This is a genomic window from Candidatus Peribacteraceae bacterium, from assembly GCA_041661065.1.
GTDB lineage: Bacteria > Patescibacteriota > Gracilibacteria > Peribacterales > Peribacteraceae > CAIKAD01.
In genome coordinates this window covers 691873-718868 of sequence record JBAZVD010000001.1, presented here as the reverse complement: position 1 = coordinate 718868, position 26996 = coordinate 691873, and the positions used below count along the sequence as shown (strand labels likewise).

Annotated in this window: 26 protein-coding genes and 2 tRNA genes; 13 read left to right on the top strand and 15 right to left on the bottom strand. The window is 59.8% G+C overall.

The annotated features are described in order from the left end of the window. Positions 1-12: 12 nt before the first annotated feature. The 3 genes from WC698_03295 to WC698_03285 all read right to left on the bottom strand — a co-directional run bounded on the left by WC698_03295 (position 13) and on the right by WC698_03285 (position 1579). A complete protein-coding gene (locus WC698_03295) occupies positions 13-375 on the bottom strand; it encodes a hypothetical protein (GenBank protein ID MFA6039261.1) in 363 nt (120 codons plus the stop codon). Between the two features lie 86 nt (positions 376-461). After that, on the bottom strand, positions 462-1028 hold the full coding sequence (locus WC698_03290) for a uracil-DNA glycosylase (protein MFA6039260.1): 567 nt from the start codon (positions 1026-1028) through the stop codon (positions 462-464). Between the two features lie 101 nt (positions 1029-1129). Further along, positions 1130-1579 (bottom strand): AIR carboxylase family protein, encoded by a 450-nt coding sequence (locus tag WC698_03285; protein ID MFA6039259.1) that lies wholly within the window; start codon positions 1577-1579, stop codon positions 1130-1132. A 345-nt stretch (positions 1580-1924) separates the two neighbouring features. Between WC698_03285 and WC698_03280 the strand changes: the two genes are divergently transcribed. Both WC698_03280 and WC698_03275 read left to right on the top strand, forming a co-directional pair. Beyond that, positions 1925-2002, top strand: a tRNA-Arg gene (locus WC698_03280). A 4-nt stretch (positions 2003-2006) separates the two neighbouring features. Further along, a tRNA-Ala gene (locus tag WC698_03275) sits at positions 2007-2083 on the top strand. On the opposite strand, the gene WC698_03270 is transcribed toward WC698_03275, so the two are convergent. Next, the gene (locus WC698_03270) at positions 2084-2701 is read right to left on the bottom strand and encodes a hypothetical protein (GenBank protein MFA6039258.1); all 618 of its coding nucleotides are present in this window, start codon (positions 2699-2701) and stop codon (positions 2084-2086) included. A 667-nt stretch (positions 2702-3368) separates the two neighbouring features. Between WC698_03270 and WC698_03265 the strand changes: the two genes are divergently transcribed. After that, on the top strand, positions 3369-4361 hold the full coding sequence (locus tag WC698_03265; GenBank protein ID MFA6039257.1) for an asparaginase: 993 nt from the start codon (positions 3369-3371) through the stop codon (positions 4359-4361). 116 nt (positions 4362-4477) lie between these two features. On the opposite strand, the gene WC698_03260 is transcribed toward WC698_03265, so the two are convergent. Together WC698_03260 and WC698_03255 are read right to left on the bottom strand one after the other, a co-directional pair. Next, a complete protein-coding gene (locus WC698_03260) occupies positions 4478-4651 on the bottom strand; it encodes a hypothetical protein (protein ID MFA6039256.1) in 174 nt (57 codons plus the stop codon). A 150-nt stretch (positions 4652-4801) separates the two neighbouring features. Continuing rightward, positions 4802-6184, bottom strand: a complete 1383-nt coding sequence (locus WC698_03255) for a phosphomannomutase/phosphoglucomutase (GenBank protein ID MFA6039255.1) — start codon at positions 6182-6184, stop codon at positions 4802-4804. A gap of 388 nt (positions 6185-6572) precedes the next feature. On the opposite strand from WC698_03255, the gene WC698_03250 reads away from it, so the two are divergent. Together WC698_03250 and glgP are read left to right on the top strand one after the other, a co-directional pair. Then, positions 6573-6965 (top strand): DUF559 domain-containing protein, encoded by a 393-nt coding sequence (locus WC698_03250; GenBank protein MFA6039254.1) that lies wholly within the window; start codon positions 6573-6575, stop codon positions 6963-6965. 34 nt (positions 6966-6999) lie between these two features. Next, positions 7000-8661, top strand: coding sequence for an alpha-glucan family phosphorylase (gene glgP, locus WC698_03245; protein ID MFA6039253.1), 1662 nt, complete (start codon positions 7000-7002; stop codon positions 8659-8661). 5 nt (positions 8662-8666) lie between these two features. Here glgP and WC698_03240 read toward each other — a convergent pair whose 3' ends face one another. Both WC698_03240 and WC698_03235 read right to left on the bottom strand, forming a co-directional pair. Then, complete coding sequence (locus WC698_03240) at positions 8667-9557, bottom strand: hypothetical protein (protein ID MFA6039252.1); 891 nt, start codon at positions 9555-9557, stop codon at positions 8667-8669. Between the two features lie 2 nt (positions 9558-9559). Beyond that, positions 9560-10366: a hypothetical protein gene (locus WC698_03235; protein MFA6039251.1), complete on the bottom strand. Its 807-nt coding sequence runs from the start codon at positions 10364-10366 to the stop codon at positions 9560-9562. A 190-nt stretch (positions 10367-10556) separates the two neighbouring features. Here WC698_03235 and WC698_03230 point away from each other — a divergent pair, with 190 nt between their 5' ends. The 4 genes from WC698_03230 to WC698_03215 all read left to right on the top strand — a co-directional run bounded on the left by WC698_03230 (position 10557) and on the right by WC698_03215 (position 12688). Continuing rightward, on the top strand, positions 10557-10742 hold the full coding sequence (locus WC698_03230) for a hypothetical protein (protein MFA6039250.1): 186 nt from the start codon (positions 10557-10559) through the stop codon (positions 10740-10742). 1 nt (position 10743) lies between these two features. Next, entirely contained in the window at positions 10744-11148 is a 405-nt protein-coding gene (nusB, locus tag WC698_03225; GenBank protein MFA6039249.1) for a transcription antitermination factor NusB, read from the top strand. Between the two features lie 152 nt (positions 11149-11300). After that, positions 11301-11987 (top strand): ribonuclease III, encoded by a 687-nt coding sequence (gene rnc / locus WC698_03220; GenBank protein ID MFA6039248.1) that lies wholly within the window; start codon positions 11301-11303, stop codon positions 11985-11987. 134 nt (positions 11988-12121) lie between these two features. Beyond that, the gene (locus WC698_03215; GenBank protein MFA6039247.1) at positions 12122-12688 is read left to right on the top strand and encodes a flavin reductase family protein; all 567 of its coding nucleotides are present in this window, start codon (positions 12122-12124) and stop codon (positions 12686-12688) included. Here the strand turns inward: WC698_03215 and WC698_03210 are convergent. The 6 genes from WC698_03210 to WC698_03185 form a co-directional block, all read right to left on the bottom strand. Then, the gene (locus tag WC698_03210) at positions 12683-12916 is read right to left on the bottom strand and encodes a hypothetical protein (GenBank protein ID MFA6039246.1); all 234 of its coding nucleotides are present in this window, start codon (positions 12914-12916) and stop codon (positions 12683-12685) included. The genes WC698_03215 and WC698_03210 overlap by 6 nt on opposite strands. 64 nt (positions 12917-12980) lie before the next feature. Next, positions 12981-13532: a hypothetical protein gene (locus WC698_03205; protein MFA6039245.1), complete on the bottom strand. Its 552-nt coding sequence runs from the start codon at positions 13530-13532 to the stop codon at positions 12981-12983. A 106-nt stretch (positions 13533-13638) separates the two neighbouring features. Beyond that, the gene (gene rpsJ, locus WC698_03200; protein MFA6039244.1) at positions 13639-13944 is read right to left on the bottom strand and encodes a 30S ribosomal protein S10; all 306 of its coding nucleotides are present in this window, start codon (positions 13942-13944) and stop codon (positions 13639-13641) included. 233 nt (positions 13945-14177) lie between these two features. Then, the gene (tuf, locus tag WC698_03195; GenBank protein ID MFA6039243.1) at positions 14178-15359 is read right to left on the bottom strand and encodes an elongation factor Tu; all 1182 of its coding nucleotides are present in this window, start codon (positions 15357-15359) and stop codon (positions 14178-14180) included. A 105-nt stretch (positions 15360-15464) separates the two neighbouring features. Further along, a complete protein-coding gene (locus WC698_03190; GenBank protein MFA6039242.1) occupies positions 15465-16325 on the bottom strand; it encodes a hypothetical protein in 861 nt (286 codons plus the stop codon). Between the two features lie 153 nt (positions 16326-16478). Next, entirely contained in the window at positions 16479-18425 is a 1947-nt protein-coding gene (locus WC698_03185) for an ABC transporter ATP-binding protein (protein ID MFA6039241.1), read from the bottom strand. Between the two features lie 361 nt (positions 18426-18786). Here WC698_03185 and WC698_03180 point away from each other — a divergent pair, with 361 nt between their 5' ends. Further along, positions 18787-19824, top strand: coding sequence for a hypothetical protein (locus WC698_03180; GenBank protein MFA6039240.1), 1038 nt, complete (start codon positions 18787-18789; stop codon positions 19822-19824). 46 nt (positions 19825-19870) lie between these two features. Here the strand turns inward: WC698_03180 and rny are convergent, their stop codons facing one another. Further along, positions 19871-21427: a ribonuclease Y gene (rny, locus tag WC698_03175; GenBank protein MFA6039239.1), complete on the bottom strand. Its 1557-nt coding sequence runs from the start codon at positions 21425-21427 to the stop codon at positions 19871-19873. Positions 21428-21778: 351 nt separating this feature from the next. On the opposite strand from rny, the gene WC698_03170 reads away from it, so the two are divergent. The 3 genes from WC698_03170 to WC698_03160 all read left to right on the top strand — a co-directional run bounded on the left by WC698_03170 (position 21779) and on the right by WC698_03160 (position 26921). After that, positions 21779-24772 carry a lamin tail domain-containing protein gene (locus tag WC698_03170; GenBank protein ID MFA6039238.1) on the top strand — a complete coding sequence of 998 codons (2994 nt, stop codon included), beginning with the start codon at positions 21779-21781 and terminating at the stop codon, positions 24770-24772. 75 nt (positions 24773-24847) lie between these two features. Then, positions 24848-26107 (top strand): hypothetical protein, encoded by a 1260-nt coding sequence (locus tag WC698_03165; GenBank protein ID MFA6039237.1) that lies wholly within the window; start codon positions 24848-24850, stop codon positions 26105-26107. After that, positions 26079-26921, top strand: a complete 843-nt coding sequence (locus WC698_03160; GenBank protein ID MFA6039236.1) for a hypothetical protein — start codon at positions 26079-26081, stop codon at positions 26919-26921. Before WC698_03165 ends, WC698_03160 begins: the two co-directional genes overlap by 29 nt. Positions 26922-26996: the final 75 nt, after the last annotated feature.

Here is a 26996-nt window from a genome sequence, read left to right as displayed (position 1 = left end):
TCGGCTTCCTCCTTATGCATTCAAAGCCACTTCCACCAATACGAACACCAGGTAGATGATCACCGCAATCCACCACGTGAGGACGCCCAGTATGTGGAAGCCCACAAGGGCAACGGTCCCTAGCGCGAGCAAAATGCCCTGCCGTACGGAAATCCCCAGCACTTTGCCGCCGTCCCAGGTGTGGAGGGGGATCAGGCGCCAGAGGGCGAGGAAGAGCAGGGCGCCCACGGAGCTCACGGAGAGGAAGAGTGCGGCGAAGAAAGCGGTGAGCGCCTGCACGGGGGAGGTGAGGGGACTCACGCGAAAGACCACCACGAGGAGGGAGGTGGTGGAGAGGAGGGCCGAGACGATGATGCCGAAGACGAGTGAGTTCATACGGCTTCGCAGTGAGAGAGCTTCAGAGTAAGGTGCGGAAGAAGTTAAAGCGGGGAGGGCGATGCCGCTACGCCGCTATGCATGGGTCAGGAAATCTTCTCCTTCTTGAGGAACGCGCCCAGCGCCTTGAAGTCATCGTACAGGGATTGGCGCAGGTTGCCGTTGTGGAGGGCGGCGGCCGGATGGAAGATGGGGAAAGCGGTCACCGTATCGGTGAGGGTCTGGGGCTTGCCGTGCGCGGTGGTGATGCTCAGCTTGGTGAAGAAGTGGCCCAGCGCATGGCGGCCGAGCGGTACCACGACCCGCGGCTTGATGACGGCGATCTCCAGCATGAGCCAGGGCATGCACTGCTCTTTCTCTTCCGGCGTGGGGTCGCGGTTGGCGGGCGGGCGGTACTTGACCACGTTCGTGATGTACACGTCCGAGCGCTCAAGCCCGATCGTCCCCAAGAGTTCGTCCAAGAACTGTCCCGCCGCTCCCACGAACGGCCTGCCCAGTTCGTCCTCCCTCTGCCCCGGCGCCTCCCCGATGAACATCACGCGGGCCTTGGGGTTCCCTTCGCCGAGCACCGGATTGGCGGTCGTATGCAGCTCACAGCCTTTCCACTCCTTCAATTTTGCCCGGAGCATGTCCAGCGTGATCGGATCGGTCATGGAGTGCATAGTACCATAGTCGTATCTCGCAGTACGTATTTCGTATGACGTATTCAAAGAGGCGTGGAGTGTAAAGATACGATATACGCAATACGCAATACTTAATACGATGCTTTGATCTTCGCGATCCTCTTCACCAGCTTCTCGCGCAGGTCGCTGTTCCTCTCCGCAAAAATCCTCACGGCGGCAAGGGCGGCGTTCTTGGGGTGCAGCACCGTCATCACGGGGACGTCCGAAGGCATGCGGAGGCTGGAGTTCAAATCCACCATGTACTCCTCCAGGTTCTTGAAGGGCGGGCAGTTGATCACCGGGTGCACGGAGCTTCCGGCCACCACACCGGCAAGGCCGTTGCTCATCCCCACCACCGTGATGATCACGCGCGGCTCGGGGTCCTCGTTCAAATTCCGCACCAACTCCACCACCTTTTCCGGCACTTTGTGCGCGGAGGCCACCACGGTCTCCGAAGGAATGTCGAATTCCCGGAGGACTGCGGCGACTTTATCCGCCGTTTCCATGTCCGACTTGCTGCCGAGGAGGAGGGTGACGTGCATGGGAAGAGTATAACGGAGGAGACCGAAGAAACCGAGGAAACCGAAGAAACAGAGGAAGGAAGAGCGATTTCTTGTTTGTTTCGGGAAAGGGGCAATGGTACGCTGTCTGCAGCGAACGCCGCTCTTTTCTCCCGTGCGCCCGTCCACCTTCGCTCCTCATTCCGCTCGGAGCTACGGTGGACAAGTAGTTTCCCCGGATCGTTCCTTCTCGTTGGTCTTTTCCCTTCTCCCGTGCGCCCGTAGTTTCCCCCTTCGCCCTCACTCCGTTCGGGCTTCGGCGGGACAGGCAGCCTTCCAGGCTGATACCCTGTTACGGGTTCTATTGTTCATTTTCTTCACTCTCGTGCGCCCGTAGTTCAGCCTGGATAGAACGCCAGATTGCGGATCTGGAAGTCGTAGGTTCAAATCCTGCCGGGCGCACCATCGTGGGGATGTAGCTCAGCTGGCTAGAGCGTCTGCATGGCATGCAGAAGGTCAGGGGTTCAAGTCCCCTCATCTCCACCATCACTTCGACAGCGCCTCCTCTACGTCTCTCAGGGTTTCTTCCAACTTCCCCTCCCTGTTCAACACTTGGATATCGCAGAGGGGGGCGAGGCTCAGTTCGTGGTCCATGCTGGCGAGGCGGCGGGCGAGTTCGTCTTCCGCCATGGGTGCGCGGTCTTTGATGCGCTTGATCAAGCGTTCGCGGTCCTCGGGGAGAATGAACACCGAGACCAAGCGGTAGGGCGCCCTGTCGCCGGTGAAGAGGGGATTCATGCGGATGCTCTGGAACCCCTGCACGTCCACCTCGCGCACCACCGTTTTCCCCTGCTCGATGGCGGGGATGATCTCCTCCTTCAACGTTCCGTAGCGCGCGCCGCCGTGGACCCGCGCCCATTCGATGAAGGCGCCCTGTTCCAGCGAGCGGTCAAACTCCTCCTCCGTGAGGAACCGGTAGAGGTCGTTTCCCTCGCCTTTGCGCTTCTCCCGCGTGGTGGCGGATTTGGGGAACACCAGTTCCGGATGCTGCGCGCGGAGCTGCTGGAGAATGACGCTCTTCCCCACACCGCTCGGCCCGATAATGAGGACCAATTTGCCGCGGGGGGGGTGTTTGTGCCTGTGCGGAGTGGAAGGACGAGGCATACCGTAAATGCTACAGGAAGGCGATAACACTGCAATCCAGGCATGGCAAGGATACTTGTCTTTCTCGCTTAAACATGCTACAATTATCGGATTTGCTCTTTGAAAACTCGCCTACCCTTTAGGCAGGGAGAGTGAAGGGGTGATGCGCTCGCAGACGCACGAAAGCGCTCATAACCCTCACCCTTCCACCCTCCCTGCCTCTGCCCCCGCAACATCCCTTGCTCCGCTCGGGATGATGCGGAGCAAGCGCGGCAACACGACTACCGCGCACGAGAGGCTCCCTCACTGAGGGATCTCTCTCTAACTCTTCTCTCTCCCATCGGAGCAGCAGAAGGTACACAAACACACAAACCCTTCTCCCGGGGCAACGGGAGGCCTGCCCGGCAAAGGGCAACTACACACATACACACGAGCCGCACACTCCCCATTGTGCGAAGGGTAGGGAGTATGCAGTGAAAGTCGCACTGCAAACTGCTCACTTTTTGATGGCCTTCGGGCCTCAGAGTGTGCGACACCCCGCACCATCCTGGTCTTCGGACCAACCTCTGGAGATCAGGACGGTGCGGGGTTTTTTTTGTTTCCCTCTCCCCTAGCCCCTCTCCCAGCGGGAGAGGGGGATGTTTGTGTTCGGTTGTTGTCACTGTGAAGCATCCTGTACCCTACAGCCATGCCCAGAGCAAAGATCGCCATCCTCTACGTCGGCGGATCCATAGGCATGGTGATGAACCAGAAGACCGGGCGCATCGAGCCCATGGAGTCCCTGGGGATGATCCACCGCTCCATACCGGAGATGCAGCGGGAAGTGTCGCTACACTTCTACTCGCTGAGCAACGTGGGGTCGTCCGAGGTGACACCGGACCACTGGGTGGAGATCGCGGAGAAGATCAAGGCGCTCTACCATCAGTTCGACGGATTCGTGGTCATCCATGGCACCAACACCATGTCCTACACGGCGGCCGCACTCAGCTTCGCGCTCCAGAACCTCAGTAAGCCCGTTATTCTCACGGGCGCGTTGCTGCCCCTCAACGAGCTCGCGGGGGACGGGCGCATGAACCTCATCTTCGCCATCCGCGCGGCGCAGCTGGACCTGGCGGAGGTGTGCGTCGCGCTGGGGCCCAAGGTCCTTCGCGGCACGCGCGCCAAGAAGGTGGAGGATTCGCTCCTGCAGACGTTCGACAGCCCGCGCTTCCCTGCGCTCGCGGAATTCGGCACGGGGATACGCCTCCATCCCTGGCGGCAGGTGCGGCGTAAGCGCACTCTCCTCGCTCGCCCCTCGTTCGACGGCAACGTGGTCATCCTCACCCTCACTCCCGGCATCACCGATGCCTATCTGGCGGCGGCGATCGTCGCCAAACCCGGCGGCATCGTCCTGCGGGCGTACGGTCCGGGCATGCTGCCGGAGAGGCTTTTTCCCTGGCTGCGGGAGGTGAAGAGCGCAGGCATCCCCGTGGTCATTGTCTCGCAGACGTTGCGCGGAGCCATCGACCTTCACCGCTTCCGCAAGCAGCTCACGCTGGAGGAGCTGGGGGTGATCTCCGGCAAGAACATGAGCTTCGAGTGCGCCACGGTCAAACTGATGTGGGCGCTCACGCAGGCGAGGACGCCGCTGCGGTTGAGGGAATTGATGGAACGGAGCTTGGTGGGGGAGTTGGATGAGTAGGGGAAAGACCACGTCTCCAGAATCAAGTATCAAAGAAGTTTCAAGCATGAAGACACAAGGAACAATGTGTTTCTTGGCACTTGGTGCTTGTTTGAATCTTGATACTTGCTTGTTGGTCATTTTTCCTTTTCATCATCCTCTTCCTCCTTCTCCTTCTTTTCCAGCAACTTCGCCCCGATGATGGAGCTGATCGCCCCGCCGATCACGAGCCCTACGATCACCCGCCGGGCGAGGTGCCCTTTCTTGTTCTTTTCCTCCTCTTGCTTTTTACGGCGTCGGAAAGGCCACATCGGAGGGAATGCTAGCATCAAATTGGGGGGTTGGGGAGGTAAAGAACCCCAAAGATCATCGGTGGTAGGGAGTAGGTTGTAGTACATCCGTTTACGAACAATTGAGCAATGGCACCATTTTGGTACCACCTACTGCCTACCACCTACAACCTACCACCTGATCTCCGGATACTTCTTCATCTCACCCATGACAATCTTCTCCACCTCCTTCAGCTTCTCCGTCGTTCGCGCTTCCATGCACACCGAAAGCCTGGGGCTGGTGTTGCTGGCGCGGATGTTCGCCCATGCGCCCTCGCCGAAGTCGATGCGCGCGCCGTCCAGCGTCACCACCGGATAGTCCTTGCGGAACCGTTCCACCACAGTCGCCACCACCCCGAACTTCGCCTCGTCCGGGCAATGCGGCCGGCGCTCCGGGGCGAGGTAGACCTTGGGGAACGCCGCGAGGAGGGCGGAGAACGGCTTCCCCGACGCCTTGAGGATCTTGAGCACCTGCAAGCCCGCGACCAGCGCGTCGTCGTAGCCGTGCGCCAGCTCCTCCAGGAAGAAGTGGCCGGATTGCTCGCCGCCCAGGGGGGCCTTGTGCTCGCGCATGGCGTGCTCCACCACGGAATGCCCCACCGCCACCATCACGGGCTTGCCGCTCCACTTGGTGATCTCCGTCTCCAGCGCGGAGGACATGCTCACCGTGAAGATGACCGCGGCGCCCGGCACGCGCCGGAGTTCCTCCCGCGCCAGCAGGAGCAGCGTCTCATCGCAACTGCGGATCTCGCCCCGCTCGTCCACGATGCCGATGCGGTCGCCGTCCCCGTCGAATGCCAGTCCGATCGCCGCCTTCTTCTCCGCCACCGTCTTCTGCAGGTCCGCGAGCGTCTCGCGCTTGCTGGGGTCCGCGGCATGGTGGGGGAACGTACCGTCGGGTTCCAGGTAGAGTCCCTCCACGTCGGCGCCCGCCCGCTTCAAGGCTTCCGCGTACACGGGTCCCGCCACACCGTTGCCGGTGTCCACCACCACGGAGAGCCCCTCAGCGCTCCCCTTGAAGACCTCTGCAAGATGGTCCAGGTAGGGCGTTGCGGCGTCGATCTCCTCCCGCGATCCCGTCCCCTCCGTGAACGTCCCCCCCGCGATCCTCTCCCGCAAATCCTGCAGGTCTTCCCCGCTGTAGGCTTCCGCATCACGGATTTGCAGCTTGAGGCCGTTATCCTCCTTGGGGTTGTGGCTCGCGGTGATCTGGACGCCGCCATCGAGCCCCATGCGGACGATGGTGAAGTAGTTGAGGGGGCTGGGGGTGCTGCCCATCACGAGCACATGGCATCCCGCCGCCATCAGCCCCGCAATGGCCCCTTCCGCGATCTCCGGACTGTGCGTCCGCGCGTCCCAGCCGATCACGACGTCCGGACGGTCCTTCTGGTACTTCTCCCGCAGGACGGTGCCGAACGCTTGGCCGATGAGGCGCGCCCCTTCCGGCGTGATGTCCGTGCCGGCCTTTCCGCGGATGTCGTAAGCGCGGAAGATGAGGGGGTTGAGGGAAGTCATGGGGAGAGCTTAGCAGCAGGATCACTCCCGCTCCACGGTCTTCCACCCCTCCGTCACCGCGTCGCAGAGGAAGTCAAACATTATAAAGTTTCGCCCTTTCGGTTGTATGTATAAAGTTCATGTGTTCTTGTTTGTTTGTGTTTTGTTGACCTCACCCCCAACCCCTCTCCTTCGCAAAGGAGAGGGGAATTGTAGTTGTTTGTTGTTTGTTTGATTGGAAACACACAAATAACATACAGCTCCCTTCTCCTCCGCAGAGGAGAAGGGCAGGGGATGAGGTCAAAAAAAACAGCACACAAAAAAAGGGACGTGAAGTCAAAACACGAACTACGAAGAATAAGCCCGTGTATGGATGGAGGCCTTCAACGGTGCTACAGTCTCCCATCCTATGAAAGACGACATACGCGATAAACTCTACAGGAAGCACAAGATGCTCTTCAACAAGCGGCTGCGCCGGAATATGACGGAAGAAGAGAGCATCCTCTGGAATGTTTTGCGCGGAAGGCGATCACGGGGAGAGAAGTTCTGCCGGCAGGTGAACATCGGCCCCTACATCGCGGATTTTCTGTGCAGGGCACATCGTCTCATCGTGGAAGTGGATGGAGGCATCCATGAATCCAGGGAACAGCGGGAGCACGATGCCGGAAGAGATGCATACTTACGGGAGCGTGGTTTCACAGTTGTCCGCGTGAAGAATGCGGATGTGCGGTGCGGTCTTCCCGCAGTGCTCGATCGCATCCATAGCCGATTGCAGGCGCTTTCAGGTGTGGTAAGTTACTAAGAAATGTGTTATAATAACAATAAATATCCACCCCATGCCCTCCAAGCTCTCCGTCGCGTACTTCACCATGGAAATCGGCCTCGAGAGCGGTATTCCCACGTTCGCGGGGGGATTGGGCGTACTGGCGGCCGATTTGATGCGTTCCTGCGCGGATACGGGCGTGAGCGCCGCATGTGTGACGGGCTGCTGGCGATACGGGTACCTGCACCAGGAACTCCATGCCGATGGCACGCAAAAGTACGGTGAAGTGTCCTGGGATCCCGCGGCAAAATTGAAGAAGCGGCCGGAAACCGTCACGGTGAAGGTTGAGGGGAAGGACGTCCTGGTGGGATGTTGGGAGCTCCTCCTCAAGGGCAGGCACGGCGTTGTCCCCATCTACTTCCTGGATACCAACCTTCCGCAGAACGGTGCTGTGGAACGGGACATCACCAAGGGGCTCTATGGGGGAGACCAGGCGATGCGCATCAAGCAGGAGATCGTGCTGGGGATCGGCGGGGTGAAGATGCTGCGGGCGCTGGGATATGCGACGGTGGATAACTTCCACCTCAACGAAGGGCACTGCGCCTTTCTCACGCTGGAACTGCTGCGCGAACGCGATTTCAAGGACGACGCGGTCCGGCGTTCCTGCACCTTCACCACGCATACGCCCGTGCAGGCGGGGCACGACGTCTTCCCCTACGACCTGGCGTGGCGCATCGCGGGGGACCAGCTCCCGTGGCACATCAAGCTGCTCGCGGGTGAGGATGCGCTCTCCATGACGAAGCTGGCCATGCACCTCAGCCACAAGACGCTGGGCGTCTCGCGCATCCACGCCTCGGTCTCGCGCAAGCTCTTGGGGAATCCCGACGTGGACTACATCACCAACGGCGTGCACCACGCGGAGTGGGCGGGGCCGGAGATCCAGGCGCTCTTCGACGCGCGCATCCCGGGGTGGCGCGGGCATCCCGCCCTCCTTGCCGCGCATTGCAGGGAAGTACCGGATCAGGAACTGTGGTCGGCGCACCAGGCGGCCAAGCGGCGCCTCATCCAAGCGGTGAACGCGCAGGGCGGCGGCGGATTCCGCGAGGACCGTCTGACCATCGTGAGCGCACGGCGCATCGTCCCCTACAAACGGCCGGAGCTCCTGTACGAGAACCTCGAGCGTCTGCGGGAGGTGGCGCAGGGCAAGCTCCAGATCATCCACGCGGGCAACGCTCACCCGCACGATCCCTTCTCGCAGGACGTCATCCGCCACATCATCGAGCGGTCGCGCCAGCTCAAGGGGGCCGTGGACATCGCGTACCTCCCCAACTACAACCCGGACCTCGCCAAGCTCCTCGTCGCGGGGGCGGACGTGTGGCTCAACACGCCCACACGCCTCCACGAGGCGTCGGGCACCTCCGGCATGAAGGCGTGCCTCAACGGCGCCCTCAACCTTTCCACGCTCGACGGGTGGTGGGCGGAGGGATACGAAATGGACCCCGAGGCGGGTTGGCGCATCGGGCCGCTGGCGGAGGCCGTGGGGACCGACGACACGCGCAAGACCGATGCCGAAGACCTGTATACCCAGATCCAGTACGAAGTGATCCCCGAGTACGAATACCCCGGGCGCGAGCGGTGGATCCGGCGTATGAAGCGCGCCATAGGCCTCATGGGGACCTTCACGTCCCAACGCGCCGTGGAGGAGTACCAGGCGAAGGCATGGGTGAACCGGTAGAGGATTTACGTTCCTCCCACCGCGCCGATCACGAACACCACCAACCCGTAGCTGAGGAGGATCACCACGAGGCCGATGAGCGAGCGGATGAGGAGCGACTTGCCCTTCTCGGCCTGCGCTTCGTTGCCGAAGCTGGTGAGGTACAGGATGCCCGCGTAGATCACCACGGCCACGGCGGCGAGGCCGACGAACGTGAGGACGGCCGCCACGATGTTCACCGCCTTGGCGATGAGGATGCCGGCGGAAGGCGCGGCGGGGGCGCAGAGCATGTTGCCCGTGAGCGTTGCGGAAATGGCCAGGCGCAACACCAGCACCGCAATGCCGAACGCGATGCTGATGACGGTCTTGCGCAGCTGTGTGACCCCCTCGTCGCTCGTGTAGGTGTAGACGGACTTGAGCGCCACGAAGATGATGGTGAGCATGGCCGCCACGGCCAGGATGGTGAGCGCCCAATCGATGAATTCCGTGACCGTGGTGGCGAGCACCGTCACCCCCTCGCACGCCCCCCCGCCCAGCGCCACTTCGCCCGTCGCCCCGTAGAACGCCAGGATGATGGGCTCGATGAGGTAGGCGAGGATGAGGCCGGCGATGCTCATGGTGAGGATGGTCTTCGCCTTCTCTCGTGCATTGTCATCCTGCCCGATCACCATGCGGTACCCCGCGTACATGATGGTGAAGATGGCGGCGTACGCCAGGAACGGCCGCATCTGGAGCGCGAGGGAGACCATGATGGAACCGATGCCGTACTCCGATGTGATGCCGTTGACACTCACGGGAAAATCCCCCATGCCGGGGAGCGCGCTCCCCACGCTGCCGATAATCCCGTAGATTTCGCCAGCGGTAATGGCATGCGCCCGGGGGAGGAGGAAGCCGAGGAGGGAAGAGAGGAGGTGCATGGTCAGGCGTTGCTGGCGATGTGGATGAAAGTGTTGACGAGCGCGTAGGAGAGGAGCACGACGATGAGGGTGATGATGCTCGTCTTGATGATGCCCTTGGCGCGGTCCTTGAGGGATTCGTCCACGGAGACCACCAGGTAGATGCCCGCGACGATAATGGCGATCACCACGCCCGCGCCGATGAATGCCAGGAGGAAATTCGCAAGGCCCACCGCTTCCTCGTTGAGCAAGTTGAGGTTGGCGCCCATGCCCGGGTTGACGGCCACCACGATCGCCTGTGCGAGGATCACGAGGATCGTCCCCACGAAGCTCATGAAGAGGCGCTTGCGCGCGCGGTCCACGTACTCCTGTTCCCCGTGGGAGATGACGAGCCGGAACCCCTGTATCACCACGTTGACCACCAGCACCACGGCCACCGCGCCTTTGCCGTAGGCGATGATGTTGTCGAGGACGGGCGTGAGGGGCTCGGCATGGATGAATTCCGCCGACCCCGGCATGATGGCCTGCGCAATCAGGGTCGAAGCCCCCACGATGAGCATGCCCACGATGGCGTAGGTGTAGGCCGACTTGGCCTCCGTCATGGCGCTCTCGTCGTGGCTGAAGAGCACCATGGTGGCGGCGTAGAGGAACAGGAAGAAGAACGCGAACGCCACGAATACCCCCTGCAACATGGGGACTACATGAAACCAGATGTAGGCGACTAATCCCGCAAAACCGCCGCCCATCCCGCCGGCGGGAGGCGTCACCTCCAAAGCCCATGCAGCCGCAGGGGCAAGGAGCAAGCCGAGCAGGAAGAGTGTTTTCTTCAAATCGTGTTATTATAGCGGTTTATGATCATTTCTTGAAGGTTGAGAGATGCGTGGATTCGTTACTTCCTTCTTTCGAAGGTCAAGAAGAGACGTATTCCACGAAATAACAAACTAACGAAATAACAAAAAAACGCTCAGTGTGTCAAGTATCGCTTTACAAGGCTCAGAAAATCGCATAATCTCCCAGTCCATGGCAAAGCGTCCCACCCCAAAGAAGCGCAAGGCAAAGAGTGCCGGCCGCACGCAACACAGCGTGTTCATCCTCCAGGAAGTCCGCAGGCTGCGCAACCGCCAGAACTCGCCTTTCGGTTCCCCCGCAAGCGGGAAGAACAAGGCGAAGAAGGCGTTGGAAGGCATCACGCGTATTAAGGCGTAATATGGCTCGCCGCCGACACCTTTCGCGCATTGCCGTCATGCAAGTGCTCTTTGAGCGCGAGAAGCATGCGGGAATGTTGCCGGAACCCGAAGCGCTCCAAAAGAATGCGGAGGAACTGGGGGAAGCGGATATGGAATTCGCCGGCGTGTTGCTGGAGGGGGTCGTATCCCGCGAGAGCGAAGTGAAGGCCGCCGTCCAGGAGCATGCGCCGCAGTGGCCCATGGAGCGCATGGACCCCATCTCACGCTGCATCCTGCTCATCGGCGCCTACGAGATCCTCTTCGCCAAAGATGCCCCGCCCGCCGTGGTGATGAACGAGGCCATCGAGATCGCCAAGGAGTACGGGACCGACGAAGGGGGGAAGTTCGTGAATGGGGTGTTGAATGCGATTGCCCATAGGAAGTGACCAAATTGGAAATTTGAAATGCAAAATGATACATGTCAGAAATCGCCGATACGACCAGTTCGGACTGCATTTTGCATTTTGCATTTCTCATTTATCATTCCTCCGCATTTTCTGTTCTTCCACCTCCCCTCACTTCACCCTACACTTCCCCTATGCCCCAGTCCCACGTCCTCCTGGAGAAAACGATCGGTGTCCGCTTCAAGGACAAGGAATTGCTCCTCCAGTCCCTCACGCACCGTTCCGCCGTGCGCGAGTCCAACCGGCACGGGCACAATGAGAGGCTGGAATTCCTGGGGGATGCGGTGCTGGAGATGGCCACCACGGAATACCTCTACCACCTTTCGGGGCGCGCGGAGGGCGAGCTGACCAACTGGCGTTCAGCATTGGTACAGGGTGACCACCTGGCGGAAGTGGCGAAGAGCATCAAGCTTGGGGAGTACCTCTTCATGAGCCGCGGGGAGGAGGCGAGCGACGGGCGCAACAAGCCTTCCACGCTGGCCAATGCCGTGGAAGCACTCATCGGGGCCGTCTACCTGGCCTGCGGCTACGAGGCGGCGCGCACCTTCTGCGAGAAGTTCATTTTGCAGGATCTCCAGAAGCTCCTGGCGCAGGGGAAGCACAAGGATGAGAAGAGCCTCTTTCAGGAAATGGCGCAGGAGAAGAGCGGCATCACGCCGCACTACGAGGTGCTGGAGGAGATCGGCCCGGACCACGAGAAGCTCTTCACGAGCGCGGTGTACATCGAGAAGGAGAAGATCGCGGAAGGGCAGGGGAATTCCAAGCAGAAGGCGGAACAAGCCGCGGCGAAAGCGGCTTTGAAAGTGAAAGGGTGGAAGTGAATCCAGTAGAAGTATTGAGTATTCCGTATCGCGTATCTTTACGTGTGTCATACGAAATACGACATACTTAATACGAAATACGACAAGGCAAAGAGGCGACATCATTGCACATCAACATCGTCATCACGAGTGTTATGGATCTCCTTTTTGGCACTCCCGAAGCTGGCAGCTTCGTGACGAACCTCGGCCTCGTCACCACCGACGGCCCGCTGGGCCCCAACGTTTCCACCATCGAGTGGACGCATCTCGTCTCCTACACGCCCGGCCTCATCGCCGTGTGCATCGACCTGGTCGACGCGAACCATGAGAACCTGCAGGCCACGAAGGAGTTCGGCGTCAGCCTGGCCTCGGAAGGCCAGAATGTCCTGGCGAGCCTGGCGGGAAATACCAAGGGGCGGCAGATCCGGAAGATCGATTTCCTCAAGGAGATCGGCTTCACGTTCGTCCCTTCCAAGCACATCCGGCCGCCGCTCGTGGACGGCGCCTCCATCCAATTCGAATGCAAGCTCCTGCAGCAGCTCCAGCCCGGCAACCGCACCATCTTCATCGGCGAGGTGCTTGCGGTGAACGTCTTCCCCGAGAATCCGCCCCTCGCCTACCACCAGCGGAAGTTCCGGAAGCTCGGTGAACAGGTCCACAAGCCCGGTCAAGAGGTCATCGAGCGGCAGAAGGAGGTGATGGAGCGGTTCAAGAAGTCATAACTTCCCGTTGCGCTCCTCTTCGGAAGTCTGCGGATCATCTACCGTCTCTATACCGATTTCTTGCAGTTGTTTGCGCACAGCAGCCGCATTCCATTGACAGTCGATTTCCGCAACGGTCGGATCTGGCGTTGAACTGACGATGTCGATGCCATTTGCGATGAGCTCTAGACAGAACGATTGCGGATCTTGACCGTCCGGAATGCGGACGAAGATATGTGCCGATGCCATGGGGTGAAGGGGAAAGGAGCGTAAGCTATTCCGCTTTCCCTTTTGTGTCAACGAAGGGGGAAGGCTACAGTCTCGCCAGCAGCAGCAGCGCGAGGATGCCCAACGTGTTGAAGATGAAGCTGAGGAATGCGAAGGACCGTTCCTTGATGGCGGTGAGCCCGCCGATGAGCGAGACGCCGAATTCGTCGGGGAGAGGCGAGGCGATCACGAAGGCGACGAAGAGCCAGGTTGCGTAGAGGCGGAGGTGTTCGGAAACGGTTTCATGGTGGAACAGGCGGTGGATCGCGCGGATCAGCCGGCTCGTGCGGAAGCGCCGGAGCTCCTCTTCAAAGAACGGCTTGCGGATGATGCGGAAAATGAGGAGGTCGGTGACGAGCGCGCCCGTCCCCGCAACCACGGCTGCGGTGATGGGGTTCACATCCGGCGAAATTTCCCACAGGATGACTGCCCCGAAGGGCGCCGTGAATCCGAACGTGTAGAGCATTCCGCCGATCACCACGGAGATGTATCCGTATCCTTTGAAGAAGTGCAGAAGATCCAGTATTCCCGTGATATACAGGAGATACGCCGCCATACAGGCAACCAGGAGCAGTAGCAGGTGGTTGTATTTGTTCACGTGTATATTATAACATAAAATGTATTACGTATCACGTATGACGTATTACGTATGGACCTTGCTTCAATAGTATACGAAATACGTAATACGTAATACGGTATACGAACTAACCCATTTTAATCTCAATGTCCACGCCCGAGGGGAGGCTGAGCGACTGCAGGCTCTCCACCGTCTTGAACGTCGTTTCCGTGAGGTCGATCAGGCGCCGGTGGATGCGCATTTCGAACTGGTCCCGCGCGTCCTTGTGGACGAACGTGGAGCGGTTCACCGTGAACTTGCGGATGCGGGTGGGGAGGGGAATGGGGCCGTGGACAATGGCGCCGCTGCGTTCCGCGGTCTCCACGATCTTGAGCGCGGCCTCGTCGAGCACCGTATGGTCGAAGGCGGAGAGGCGGATGCGGATGAGGGACATCTTGGGTGTTGTTTTCTCCTTGGCGGCGTGCACCGACGGTTCCTTGACCGCAGCGGCGTCCTTGGCCTTCGCCGAAGCAGCTTTGGATCCCTTCGCGGGGGCCGGAGACTTGTGGGTCTTCCTGGGGGCGGACATTTTCTTGGCGGAGGGATTCATAGCTGTGGGGGAAAGAGCAGGGGGAGGGGGGTGTTGTAAGGACGTCCGGTCGGGACGTCCTTACAACGACCATGACATTATTTGATGATCTTGGTAACAACACCGGAGCCGACGGTGCGTCCGCCTTCGCGCATGGCGAAGCGTGTGCCCTGTTCCAATGCGATGGGGGCGCCGAGTTCCACGTTCACCTTCAAGTGGTCGCCCGGCATCACCATTTCCACGTTGGCGGGGAGTTCCACCGCGCCCGTCACGTCCGTGGTGCGGATGTAGAACTGGGGCTTGTACCCCTTGAAGAACGGCGTGTGGCGGCCGCCTTCCTCCTTCGTGAGGACGTAGATCTCCCCTTCGAATTGCGTGTGGGGGGTGATGGAGCCCGGCTTGGCGATCACCTGGCCGCGCTCGATGTCCTCGCGCTCAATGCCGCGGAGGAGCAGGCCGACGTTGTCCCCGGCCATGCCGGAGTCCAGGAGCTTGTGGAACATCTCCACGCCCGTCACCACCGTCTTGCGGGTGGGGCGGATACCCACGAGTTCCACTTCGTCGTTGACATTCACCTTGCCCGTATCGATGCGGCCCGTAGCCACGGTGCCGCGTCCCTTGATGGAGAACACGTCCTCCACGGACATGAGGAGGGGCTTGTCGATTTCGCGCTTGGGATCCGGGATGTAGGTGTCCAGGGCATCGAGGAGCTTCTTGATGTTCTCCAGCTCGCCGGCGTCCCCTTCCACGGCCTTGAGGGCGGAACCGCGGATGATGGGCGTCTTGTCGCCGGGGAATTCGTACTTGGTGAGGAGCTCGCGGATTTCCGTCTCCACGAGATCGATGAGCTCGGGATCCTTCACCATGTCGCACTTGTTGAGGAACACCAAGATGTACGGCACGTTCACCTGGCGGGCGAGCAGGATGTGCTCGCGGGTCTGCGGCATGGGGCCGTCGGCGGCGGAGACCACGAGGATGGCTCCGTCCATCTGGGCGGCGCCCGTAATCATGTTCTTCACGTAGTCGGCGTGTCCCGGACAGTCGACGTGCGCGTAGTGGCGCTTGGCCGTCTCATACTCCACGTGCGCAGTGTTGATGGTGATGCCGCGCTCCTTCTCCTCGGGGGCATTGTCGATGTCGGCGTAGGTCTTCTTTTCGCCTTCAGGGGAGAAGTTGATGGACAGCGCTGCGGTGAGCGTCGTCTTGCCGTGGTCGACGTGTCCGATGGTCCCGACGTTCACGTGGACCTTCGAGCGGTCAAACTTCTTCTGGTCTGCCATACAGAGGAGGGGAAATGAGGGAGGAAGGAAAGGCGCGGAAAAGCGCACGCTTCAAAAGCCCAAGCAGTCTACGGAATAAACGGCATGGTCGTCAACAGGAGATTCTCAGCTTTCCGCCTCCGCCTTCCACATCGTCCGCAGTTCCTGCACCGTCTCCGAACGACCCGCTTTCCGCATGCACCATTCATGGAAGGCGGTGCCCGCCGTGGCCAGGAGGCGGGGGAGGGCGTAGGAGAAGGCGGGGAGGTGGAGGGTTTGGATGTCGGTGTTGCGCGTGAGGCGCTCGAAGACGTGGCGGCGGCCGGCGGCGCGTCCCGGGAATTCCACGCAGTACCCCAAGTCACGCGGGTGGTGCGCGTCGCTCCCCACGGCCAGGAACGCATGTTCCCGGAAGTAGAGATCCAGCCGCGGTTCGGCGCTGGCGCGCAGGCGGTCCCGCACGCCGCGCAGGAAGGGGCGCGCGAGGGGGTGTGTGCAGAGGTGTTCGATGAGCAGGTGCGTGCCGTTGCGCGCCTCGAAGGCGGGCACCGAGGCCAGGAATTCCCTCATCTCCCCTTGCCCGGGGAACTGCCGGCGCAGCGCGGTGCCCATGATGGTGGGGTGGGGGATGAACCACCGGAGGCCGGACGCTTCCAGGGTGCGCACCGTTTCCGCCAACGTCATGGAGAACGGTTCCAGGAGGCGCGGGTGTTCGTCGTACCAGTCCTCCCTCGCGAAGGCCACCACATCAACGCCCCCGCCCCCGTCGCTGGTGGCGAGTTCCGCGCCGGGGAACACCTGGCACCGCACGTGCTTGGGCTTGGCAGCCACCAATGCGCGGTACGCCCCGGGCGCATCCTTAAAGGAGTGCTCGGCGCAGATGAAGGCGTCCAAACGGTGCCGCTCCACCGCTTGCCACAGCTTCGCAAGCTTCTTCTCCGGATGCCTCGTAGGGAGGTTCGGATGGACGTGGTAATCGACCTTCATGGGACGGGGGAGTATAGCGTGGAGTAGGGGAATGAGGAAGCGAATGAAGTATGGGAGTAATGCAAAATGCACAATTGGAAATGCAAAATTGCATGATTCCAGTCGCGCAGGACACAATCCCATTATTTCACATTTCTCATTTTGCATTTCCCATTACTCCGCAAGCATCCCCTGGCTTTGCAGTTCCACCATCTCCCTATAGATGCCGCACGTCTTCACCAGCTCCTCGTGCGGGGCGGCGGCCACCAGTCTTCCCTTATCCAGGACGGCGATGCGGTTGACGGACCTCACCGTCGAAAGCCGGTGCGCGATGATCACGGCGGTGCGCCCCGTCACCAATTCCCGGATCCCTTCCTGCACCTTCCGCTCCGTCACGGAATCGAGCGCGCTCGTGGCTTCATCCAGGATGACGATTTTCGGATTCTTGAGGATCGCCCGCGCGATGGCGATGCGCTGGCGCTGGCCGCCGGAGAGGCGGATGCCGCGCTCGCCGATGAGCGTCTTGTACCCTTCCGGCAGGTTCTCGATGAACTCCCCGGCCGCCGCGCGCCCGGCCGCCTCCCGCACCTCCTCCGTCGTGGCTTCCCGCCGGGAATAGCGGATGTTCTCCTCTATGGAATCGTTGAACATGATGTTCTCCTGGAGCACCAGCCCGATCTGGCTCCTCCACCATCCCAGGTCCAGCTGCCGCAGGTCGGTGCCGTCCACGGTGATGCGCCCGTGTGTGACATCGTAGAAGCGGTTGAGGAGCATGGCGATGGTGGTCTTGCCCGCCCCCGAGTGGCCCACGAAGGCGATGTGCTCGCCCGCGCGGATATCCAACAGGATGTCGTGCAGCACTTCCCTGCCATGGGGCGGGTTCTGCAGGCGGAGGATCTCCTTCTCCTGCTCGGCGTCATCCGCGTGCCCGTCGGGGATCTGCGCCTCTTCCGTCTCCACCAGATTCTCGATGGGGTTGGGGGAGCGCGCGGTCTCCTCTTCCTCCGCGGATCCGAGGGAAGGCTGGAGCGCCGGCGCCGGCGGTTCCCGGACGTCCTCCGGTTTCCTGTGCGATGCGGCGGCACCGTACGCGAAGCACACTTCCTCGAATCCGATGTCCCCCTTCAAGCCCCGCAGCACCGCCGGATGGTCCGCGTTCTTGATGGACACGGGCGTGTCCAGGATGTCCTGCGACAGCCGCACCTTCCCCACCACCCGGTTCCACAGCGGCAGCATGTTGGCCAAAATCTCGAAGGGCGTGAGGACGCGGTAGAAGGAGAACTGGAAGAAGTAGAGCTGGCCCAGCGTGAGCGCATTGCGCACGTAGAGCAGGATGCCGACGCCGATGAGCAGCAGGCGCGCGAGCATGAAGAAATTGATGGCTTCCACCAGCGCCCACCGGAGGTTCACCTGCTTCTGCTTGCCGTGCGCCTTGCCGTCCGAACGTTCCATGAGGCGCATCTCGTACCCCTCCTGCGCGTTCGATTTGACGGAGAACACGTTGGCGGCGGCGTCGTAGGCGCGGCCGATGGCCTCCACCCACAGCTTGTTGATGTCCAGCTGCAGCTGCATGGTCTTCTTGACGCCGAAGACCACGATGAGCAGGTACCCCAGGATCACCGTCACCAAGATGCCCGCGAGGAGCGGTTGAATGGTGAAGCTGATGGCGAAGAACGCCAGCGAGGAGAGCATGGAAGGCCCGATCTCCGAGAAGAAGAACCGGTGCAAATCCACGAAGTTATCCGCGCCCTCATCCAGGATCTTTATGGTCTCGCCGGATTTCTTCCCCGTGTGGTAGACGATGTCCAACCGGAGCAGGTGCTCGTACGTCTCCTCCCTCCGCGCCAGGAAGACGCGGTTCTGCAGTTCCCACGAGGCAAGCTTTTGGAGCGACTGCACCACGGAGATGAAAACGAAGAGGGCGCCCCAGAGGAGGAAGATCGAGGCGATATTCACCTGTTGCCCCTCCCGGATCTTGAGGAGCGCATCGATGGCGAAGGCGGAGTACAGCGGCTCGATGACCCACAGCGCGGAGATGACGAGCGTGAGCGCCAGCGCCACGGCCGATCGCCAGGGATAGCGACGGGTGTATTGCCAGAGGAGATGCAGGATGAGCTTCATGCTTTTGGTTCAGGTTGCAGCCGTTCCTGTCTGCGGTGGAAGCGTCAGGAAGGCCGGAGAAGGCATTGTAGTCTCAGTTTCCATTATGATCAAAATAATTGTTCGCAAGTCTGTTTGAGAGGGGAAGAGCGAGTGTAAAAATAAATCTGTTACTCAGATAATTCCTTAGTACGAAGGGCTGATATCAAATTCAAGTATTCAAGAATTAATCGTTGTTTCCCAGATGTCTTTCCGTCTCACTCTCATATTCCGCGGGAAGTGGCGGCAGGATGCCTGAACTGTATGAACAATAAATGAGTTCAAGAACTAGCGCAGGAGGAAGGCACGTATGCGCCGCTGCTATTCTGCTACGATCCCCACCATGAACCGTGCGGACCGCAGGGACGAATTCTGCCGGCAGCTATGGGGATGGTTCAAGCGTCACAAGCGGACACTTCCCTGGCGCGATTTGAAGGTCAAAGATCAGACGCAGCGCGCGTATATGGTCCTGGTTTCCGAAGTGATGCTGCAGCAGACGCAAGTGCCGCGCGTGGAAATCATCTTCCGGCGGTTCCTGCGGGAGTTCCCGACGATCCATGACCTGGCGAAGGCGACGAACCGTGAGGTGATCCTCGCGTGGAGAGGCTTAGGTTATAACTCCAGGGCTCTGAGGCTGCGGGACGCTGCGCGTTTGATCATGGATTCGTTTCTCGTTGTTCGACCATTTCTCGTCTCTCGATCACAAGCAGCCGAACGAAAAACGAATAACGTTCAGTCGAAAAACGTCTTCCCCAGAACAATGAAAGAACTGACCGGCATCCCCGGTATTGGACCTTACACGGCCGCTGCCATCCTCAACTTCGCCTTTAACATCCCCACGCCCTGCCTCGATACGAATATCAGAAGGATCATCCATCGCGTGTTTTACGGTCCGGAGAGGAGGGATGGGACGTTCGAAAAGAAGGATCACCTCTTGCTGGCACTGGCTTCGGATTTGCTTCTTGCTTCCGACTCCTCTGCTGCTTCTTCTGTTTCCTCAGCCTCTTCCCAATGGCATGCCGCGCTCATGGACTTCGGTTCGCTCGTGTGCACGAAGAGGTTACCCAAGTGCGGCAGTTGTCCTCTGGGGAGGAACAACCTTTGCAGGAGCACAGGAAGGATCAAGATCACGCGGGATGTGAGGAAAGCGAAAGAACCCGGCCGCGAAATCGCGGGAAAGTTTGTCCCCAACCGCATCATCCGCGGGAGAGTGGTGGAGTACCTGCGTGACCGTCACGGCGCTTCCATCAGCGACATCGGCGCCCACGTGTGCATCGATTGGGATGTGGAGGAACACCGCGAGTGGCTTACGGGCATCCTCGTGAAGCTTGCTCGTGACGGGATGATCAGGAGCGTGCGAGGCACGTATACGCTCACCTGAAAAGACGCCCCTGGGGGAGCGCCTCTTCTTTGTCATGGTGAATGTTTCATTTAGCCACTTCCTCAATCCGCCGCTCCCGAATGACATTCACTTTGATAACACCGGGATACGTCAGTTCCGCCTCCACCTTCTTGGCGATGTCCTTGGCCAGTTCCACCTGACGCAGGTCATCGATTTTCTTCGTGTCCACGTAGATGCGGATCTCGCGGCCGGCCGAGACGGCGAACGCGCGCTGCACGCCCTCGAAGCTCTTGGCCACGTCCTCCAGCGCCTTGAGCCGCTTGAAGTACTCCTCAATGCTCTCGCGCCGCGCCCCGGGCCTGGCACCGGAGATGGCGTCGGCGGCGGCGACCACGAATGCTTCGGGGGATTCGATGGGGCTGTCCTCATGGTGTGCCGCCACGCAATGGACTACCTCGGGACGCACCTTGAAGCGTTTGCAGATCTCCACGCCGATCTCCACGTGCGTGCCGGCCACCTCGTGGTCCAGCGCCTTGCCGATATCGTGGAGCAGGCAGCCCTCGGCCACCACCATGGGGTCCGCGCCGATTTCCTCGGCGAGCATCTTGCCCACTTGGGCCATTTCCACGCTGTGCTTGAGTACGTTCTGCCCGTAGCTGGTGCGGAAGCGCAGGCGGCCGATGATCTTCAAGAGGTCCTGCGGGTAACCGGTGATGCCCAGCTCCTCCGTGGCGCGCTTGCCGAACTCCAGCATCATCTTGCCCACTTGCTCCTTCATCTTCCCCACCACCTCCTCGATGCGCGCGGGCTGGATGCGTCCGTCCTGGATGAGCTTCTCCATGGCCAGCTTGGCCACATAGCGGCGCACGAGGTCGAAGCCGGAGAGGATGATGGCGCCCGGCGTGTCGTCAATGATCACGTCCACGCCCGTGGCGGCCTCGAACGCCGTGATGTTCCTCCCTTCCTTTCCGATGATCTTCCCCTTGATGTCGTCGCTGGGGAGCTGCACCACCGTAGCGGTGGATTCGGCGGCCACCTCGGAGGCGTAGCGCTGCATGGCCTCGGCGAGGAGGTTCTTGGCCTTCTCTTCCACCTCGTTCTCCATCTCCTGCTTTTTCAGCTTCAGCTGCTTCGCGTAGTAATCCGCGAATTCCTTCTCCAGTTCCTCCAGGAGCTGCTGCTTGGCCTGCTCCTCGCTGAGCTTGGCGACGCTCTGCAGGGCTTCCCGATGCTTCTGGGAAGAAACCGAGAGCTCTTCCTTGAGCGCGCGGACCTCTTCCAAATCCTTGGTGAGCCTCGCGGATTTATCATCCGCTTCCTTGATCTTCTGTTCCACTCCTTTCTCCTTCTCCTCAATGCGGCCCTGTTCCTTTTTGATTTGCGCTTCCATTTCCGTCGCCTGCAGCCTGGCTTCGCTGACGATTTCCTTGGCCGCCACTTTGGCCTCCGCTTCCGCGGTGCGGATTTGACTCTTCACTTCCGCCAAACGCGTCTCCAACTTATCAAGCGCGCGTTCCTTCTCATTGATTTCCGCCTGCAGCCGCGAGGAGATTTTCTTCCCTTTGCTGAACCAGAACCAACCGGCGAGCAAGCCGATCAGTCCTCCGCCGAGGACTCCGAGAAACGTGATGATGTTTTCCATAATACATGGGGGCAGGTAAGAGACCCTGCTGCCCGCACTAAAAGGTCATTCTCTCTTCCGCCGACACATGGATAGGGATGGTGCCATGGGGAGTTTCAATCAAGAGATGAGATCAAAGTGGGGTGAAACAGGTGGGATGAACACAGTGTACAGTCTTTCTTGCGGGGAATCGAGGAATTTTTGATATTGGCTTACAGAAGGGCTGAACACGAAATCACAACTCTGGTGTAACAAACCGTTCTACACCCTTATGGAACGTCTATTTTACTGTACATGTAGCGGAGAATCGGGGATGCAGCCGACCAATCCCTCAAAAAGACTCTCCCGGCACCCCTTGGGAGATGGTTAGGTATGGGTATGCAAAAGAACTCCTCTCCTCTTCCTTCCCCAGGCCTTCCCCCTGCCGAAGCTTCTCTTCCCTCTCCCCCCACCCCTCCCCCACGGGGGGAGGGGAGTGTATGTGTTTGTAAGAAACCTATGAACAAACTGGTGCTTTCATTTGCTCGGCATATGCGTCGCAAGCCAACGAAAGCTGAGGAAAATCTGTGGAAGCATTTGCGCAGAAAAAGTATGGGAGCGCTTTTCAGGAGGCAACACCCGCTTCGGATGAACTATATCCTCGATTTCTATTGTGATAGCGCAAAACTGGGCATTGAACTCGATGGGGGAGTGCATGATTCGCAACGGCAACAAAAGATGGATAAAGAACGTACGGAAGGAATTGCTGAGGTCTATGGGATCACCATTCTGCGTTTTCGAAACTCTGACGTTCATCACAGGTTGAGATACGTGTTATCGACGATCCAAGAACACCTACAAAAACATACCCCTCCCCCTTCGGGGGAGGGGCTAGGGGAGAGGGAAAAAACAGCAAACAGAAACAAAACGGGAACAGCCCTCTTCCTCCTCGCCCTTCCCTTCATCCTCTTCCCCACCATCGCCCTCGCCCACGCCGTCATCAGCGAGGTGCTGTGGATGGGGTCCGATCTCTCCACGGCGGATGAGTGGGTGGAAATGGCCGGAACGGGGAGCGGCACCCTTTCGGGATGGACGCTCACGTCGCTCAATTCTTCCGGGGAAGAAGTGGTCCTCTACCGCTTCGGGGAAGGGGATACGATCGGTTCCGGCGAGTACCTTACGGTGAGCAACTTCGGCGCGGAAGAGTCACGTTTGCTTTTGGAGCCGCGGTTCGTCTCGGAAGCGGTGAGCCTGCCCAATACCAAGCTCCTGTTGCGCCTGCGTGACGCGTATGGCGTCATCATCGATGAAGTGGATGACGGCGTCGGCATTCCCTTTGCGGGGGAGAACCCCTCCGGTGGCACCAAAGCGAGCATGGAGCGCATCGATCTCCTTATGCCGGGGACCGTTCAGGAGAATTGGGCGACGGCATTCCTCTCTTCCGGTTTCGACGAGGGGGCAAACCTACTGGGGACGCCGGGATCGGCACGTCCTGTTCCGCCGGATACGGACCCTCCCATTGAGGCGATGGCGTTCACGGGGGCATGGATACCGGCTGCGTCAGGCGCTGACCTTTCTCTCTCCTGGATCCCCAGCGTCTCCACGGACCTTGCGGCACAGCGCCTGAATTTCGATCCTGCCCTACCGGATGGGCGTTCTGCGGTTGACCTTCCGCCCGCAGAGATGTCCTTCGCTTTTCCATCCATCCCCGAAGGGAGCGGCTACACGGTCACGTTGCAGTCTGAAGATGACAAAGGGAATGTGTCCGTGGGAGTGGCGATTACGATACAGCCCTACCACAAGCCAGAAAACGGAGACGGATCATCTTCGTCGGAATCGTCGGACTCTTCGGAATCCTCAGACTCATCCATCATCATCACCGAAGTGCTCGCCGATGCCGTTGGGAGCGACGATGCGGAATGGGTGGAGATCGGGAACAGGGGAACGGAGAGCGTGGACGTTGCCGGCTGGAAGCTTAGGACAGGCACCAGGCAGTACGTCATTCCAGCATCCTCCGCATCAGGCTTCCTTTTGGCGCCGGGAGGGCACGTGGCGTTCCGTTCCCTGGAAAGCAAGCTCTCCCTCCCCAATGCCGGCGGCAGCGTCACCTTACTCCGCGATGCTGTGACGGTGGACACCCTCACGTATCCCACGGCGGAAGAGGGCGTGAGCTACGGAAGGGGCGTGGATGATCCCACGTGGCTGCTGCAGTTCTGTGTGCCAACGGAGGCGGCGGCGAACAGGGAGTTCCCGTGGAATCCTTCCCTGGTCATCCAGTCGGGGAACGTGCGCGGCGAGGAGCGGGTGACCATCAACGTGGAGGCAAACATTCCCGCCACCTTCGCCGGCGAGCCGCGGTGCAGCTTCGATTTTGGGGACGGTTTCGGATCCGAGAACTGCAACCCCTCTTCCCATGTGTATGACCGCGTGGGACGCTACATACTGCGCGCAGACATGGTGAGTTACTGTGGTAACACATCAACACAGGAGCTGACGATTGAGGTGTACGCAAAGCCGTCGGCAGGTTCCACGAGTCTCTCACAGGGTGGGGGTGGAGGAGCGGCTTCATCCGTACGGCAATCTGATCAACAAATGTATTCAACTTCATCCAGTGTCGGCCTGTTGTCACGGGCGGAGCCGGCAAGTTCCTGTACGCCCGTCACGTCCGAAGGCGTGGTGATCAACGAGTTCCTCCCGGATCCCGAGGGGAAGGATACGGAGGGGGAATGGATGGAACTGCGGAACATGTCAGAGGATGCCCTATCGCTCTGCGGGTGGTCCCTGGGCGGCGCATCGTCCCCCCGGGTGGTTCCTCTCTCACCCTTTACGCTGGATGCCGGGGGATACCTTCTCCTTCCCTACTCCGTGAGCAAAATGGCGCTGCGCAACGGCGGGGAGACGTTGAAGCTTTCCGTTGTCGGTTCATCGGGGGCGACGAAGGCGGTGCACGAAGTGACGTATCCAAAGGCGAAAGTAGGGAAATCGTATGCAAGGCAGGAAAACGGCACCTACATCTGGACGGATCAGATGACGCCGGGAACGGCGAACACCTTCGGTGAAGGAGTAGAGGAGAGTACAAAAGGAGAACAAGAGGAAGAGCAAGAGGAAGGGCTGAAGACGAAAACGACTGCGAAGAAAACAACCAAGAAAAGCTCCAGCTCTTCGTCAAAAAAATCGCAGAAGAAAACGACTGCATCCACGAGCAAGAAGAGTTCGGCATCATCCAAGTCAAACCTCCGGGAAGGAGCGCCGCTTCTGGCGGGGTTGGAGGGGGAGGAGGGCGGCGGTGTGCTGGGAAACACCTCGCCCGTGGAAGCCACATCCATACTGCTCAATGCCCTCCTCATCGGCGCGGGCATCTGGTGGAAGACGAAGAGAGGAGGGTAGGGAGGGATTTTCGTAAGCCGCTTTCCCGCTGCGCGTCTTCGGAAGATGAACACGGGTACTTTCCCCCCCTTGCGTATGCCGAGTGCCATTCAAGAACAGTTGGATATCCTGCAGAGGGAGTACGTGTCCACAGCCGAGGCGCAGGATGCGGCGAGCGAGGCGGAGAGGCGCATTGTTGCATTGATTGATGAAACACGGACGCAGTTGTCGCAGGCTGAAGTTCCGCTCGAGGAAGTGAAGGAGAAAGCGCGCGCGATTCTGAAAGCGACAATCGCCACGCGGGACAGCCTGCGTACGGTCGTGATGACCGCGGAGGGGCAGAACAGGTCGCTCATGGATGCGGAGCAAACGCTGATCAAATACCTCCGGAGGAAAGCGGAGGAAGGACAGCCCGAGGCGGAGGATGCGCTGAAAGGATTTGGAGAGGACCGAAGGGCGACTCGCTATGCGGAGAACGCGACCCTGCGGGAACTCAATGACTGGCTTCTCAAGCTGCAGCAGCACCTCTCGGAATCGTTCCGGGTGCGGAGGGAAGGGCACCTGCAGCCCGTGCAACAGTCGGAGGAGCTGCAGGATTTGGTGTCAAAATCGGTGATTGCGGCTGCGGATCGTGGCGCGCAGATCAGCGAGGAAGACGTGCGCAACTATCTTTTCCGCGACAGCCGAAGCGCCCGCGCGGCATTGGCGGCAGCATTGGAGGCAACGGAGAGACGCAAGCAAATCCTCTCCTTCCTGGATGATGCGCATGCCAATCTCTTCCGCTTTGAGCAGTACTTTTCCGAAATTCGTTCGGACCATTTGGGGATCGTGATGGTGAAGGCGGCGACGCCCTCCAAAGCCGATCTTCCGGAAACACGTTGGTTGGAATCCCTCCGCGAGCAGGCGAAGGGTAAGATGGTGGACTTTGCAACGGATACGGGAACCGCGGGAGTGTTCTACGTATCGGAGGAAGGAACATTCACGAAACTGGAAGTCCGCCTCCCCTCGTCCTACGGCGATCTATCCCTGGAAGATGCGCTGGCAGCGGAGGCGGATCCCGATGACGTTCGCCACGCCACCTCCGCCCCGCTCCGGGCGCACCTCTATGACGAGAAGGAGATGAAGAGGGCGCTGGAATCCACGCCGGACGGGGCAAGGATCAAAGTGAAGATGTGCGTCGGGGACAGGATGGAGGAAGTGCTGCTCACGAAGCACGAAGGGCAGCTGGCGTATACCGCGGAAATGCCGGGAACCGCGCCCGATCCCCAGGAACTTGCCGCCCATCCGGGCAAATACATTGACCAGCGAACCTTGTTCATCGACCGGGATGAGGATGAAGGAGGGGCGGGCGCTTGAAGAATACGGGCGCCGGCTCCTTCTCCTCCGCGATCAAGCGCAAGAACACGTGCGCTCCAACATCGCTGCCCGCACGGCGCAAACGCGCGCGGTGCTCAGCCGCCAGCTGGTCTCCGCCGTGCTCCGCTGGAACTACGAGGGCGATGATTATGCGGACGTGGATGACCTTACGGCGCGAGAAGCGTTGCAGACGTACACGGCATGGCGGGGAAGGATGTATGCGGATGAGCCGCAGTACGAGCAGTGGGTGGGATGGCTGCGTATGCAGTTTGGTCTTTCTGAAGAGAGGGATAACGCGTCGCTACTACGAGAGGCATTGAAAAAGGCAGGAGCCCTACGGGAAGGGGAGAACTATGAACACTTATTAAGAACAAGGAGCGAGCGCGTGATCGTCCCCGCAATCTACAGGGGGATGGTGAGGTTGATGGAGGGGGAGGAAGGGGAGCGGGAGAGAGAAGAGGAAAGAGCGAGAACAGGGGTGCAGAGTGAAGGAAATGATCAATATCCAGCAGTTGCCAAAACATATGGTAAGAAGTACAATATCATTATACGTATGGCTTCAGAATCTGCGAACAACACTCCCTCTACCATCCCGCTGCCACAGTTTCAGCGGTCCAAGGAATATGTGCGATGGCTTGGTAAAGGACTGCGGGCACAGACTTTAAAAGCGGTATACGGTATCTCCAGCGAAGAGAAACCGGTCGTTGCACCTCAACCGGAAAAACCTGCAGATACGAAACCGGAGGAGGCACCGGCAACAGACAAGCAAGCGGAGAAGAAAAAGGGGGAAAAGACCCCGGCAGAAAAGAAATGATGAACCTAAGATATGGCTTTCTATTGAAGGAATGCGTGCATTCTTTGCCTTAGACAGAAAATGCATTATCTGCTA

Bases quoted from the DNA above. Each gene is read 5' to 3' on its own strand.
- WC698_03295 (MFA6039261.1), bottom strand. From the start codon at position 375: ATGAACTCACTCGTCTTCGGCATCATCGTCTCGGCCCTCCTCTCCACC.
- WC698_03290 (MFA6039260.1), bottom strand. From the start codon at position 1,028: ATGACCGATCCGATCACGCTGGACATGCTCCGGGCAAAATTGAAGGAG.
- WC698_03285 (MFA6039259.1), bottom strand. From the start codon at position 1,579: ATGCACGTCACCCTCCTCCTCGGCAGCAAGTCGGACATGGAAACGGCG.
- WC698_03270 (MFA6039258.1), bottom strand. From the start codon at position 2,701: ATGCCTCGTCCTTCCACTCCGCACAGGCACAAACACCCCCCCCGCGGC.
- WC698_03265 (MFA6039257.1), top strand. From the start codon at position 3,369: ATGCCCAGAGCAAAGATCGCCATCCTCTACGTCGGCGGATCCATAGGC.
- WC698_03260 (MFA6039256.1), bottom strand. From the start codon at position 4,651: ATGTGGCCTTTCCGACGCCGTAAAAAGCAAGAGGAGGAAAAGAACAAG.
- WC698_03255 (MFA6039255.1), bottom strand. From the start codon at position 6,184: ATGACTTCCCTCAACCCCCTCATCTTCCGCGCTTACGACATCCGCGGA.
- WC698_03250 (MFA6039254.1), top strand. From the start codon at position 6,573: ATGAAAGACGACATACGCGATAAACTCTACAGGAAGCACAAGATGCTC.
- glgP (MFA6039253.1), top strand. From the start codon at position 7,000: ATGCCCTCCAAGCTCTCCGTCGCGTACTTCACCATGGAAATCGGCCTC.
- WC698_03240 (MFA6039252.1), bottom strand. From the start codon at position 9,557: ATGCACCTCCTCTCTTCCCTCCTCGGCTTCCTCCTCCCCCGGGCGCAT.
- WC698_03230 (MFA6039250.1), top strand. From the start codon at position 10,557: ATGGCAAAGCGTCCCACCCCAAAGAAGCGCAAGGCAAAGAGTGCCGGC.
- nusB (MFA6039249.1), top strand. From the start codon at position 10,744: ATGGCTCGCCGCCGACACCTTTCGCGCATTGCCGTCATGCAAGTGCTC.
- rnc (MFA6039248.1), top strand. From the start codon at position 11,301: ATGCCCCAGTCCCACGTCCTCCTGGAGAAAACGATCGGTGTCCGCTTC.
- WC698_03215 (MFA6039247.1), top strand. From the start codon at position 12,122: ATGGATCTCCTTTTTGGCACTCCCGAAGCTGGCAGCTTCGTGACGAAC.
- WC698_03210 (MFA6039246.1), bottom strand. From the start codon at position 12,916: ATGGCATCGGCACATATCTTCGTCCGCATTCCGGACGGTCAAGATCCG.
- rpsJ (MFA6039244.1), bottom strand. From the start codon at position 13,944: ATGTCCCTCATCCGCATCCGCCTCTCCGCCTTCGACCATACGGTGCTC.
- tuf (MFA6039243.1), bottom strand. From the start codon at position 15,359: ATGGCAGACCAGAAGAAGTTTGACCGCTCGAAGGTCCACGTGAACGTC.
- WC698_03190 (MFA6039242.1), bottom strand. From the start codon at position 16,325: ATGAAGGTCGATTACCACGTCCATCCGAACCTCCCTACGAGGCATCCG.
- WC698_03185 (MFA6039241.1), bottom strand. From the start codon at position 18,425: ATGAAGCTCATCCTGCATCTCCTCTGGCAATACACCCGTCGCTATCCC.
- WC698_03180 (MFA6039240.1), top strand. From the start codon at position 18,787: ATGAACCGTGCGGACCGCAGGGACGAATTCTGCCGGCAGCTATGGGGA.
- rny (MFA6039239.1), bottom strand. From the start codon at position 21,427: ATGGAAAACATCATCACGTTTCTCGGAGTCCTCGGCGGAGGACTGATC.
- WC698_03170 (MFA6039238.1), top strand. From the start codon at position 21,779: ATGGGTATGCAAAAGAACTCCTCTCCTCTTCCTTCCCCAGGCCTTCCC.
- WC698_03165 (MFA6039237.1), top strand. From the start codon at position 24,848: ATGCCGAGTGCCATTCAAGAACAGTTGGATATCCTGCAGAGGGAGTAC.
- WC698_03160 (MFA6039236.1), top strand. From the start codon at position 26,079: ATGAGGATGAAGGAGGGGCGGGCGCTTGAAGAATACGGGCGCCGGCTC.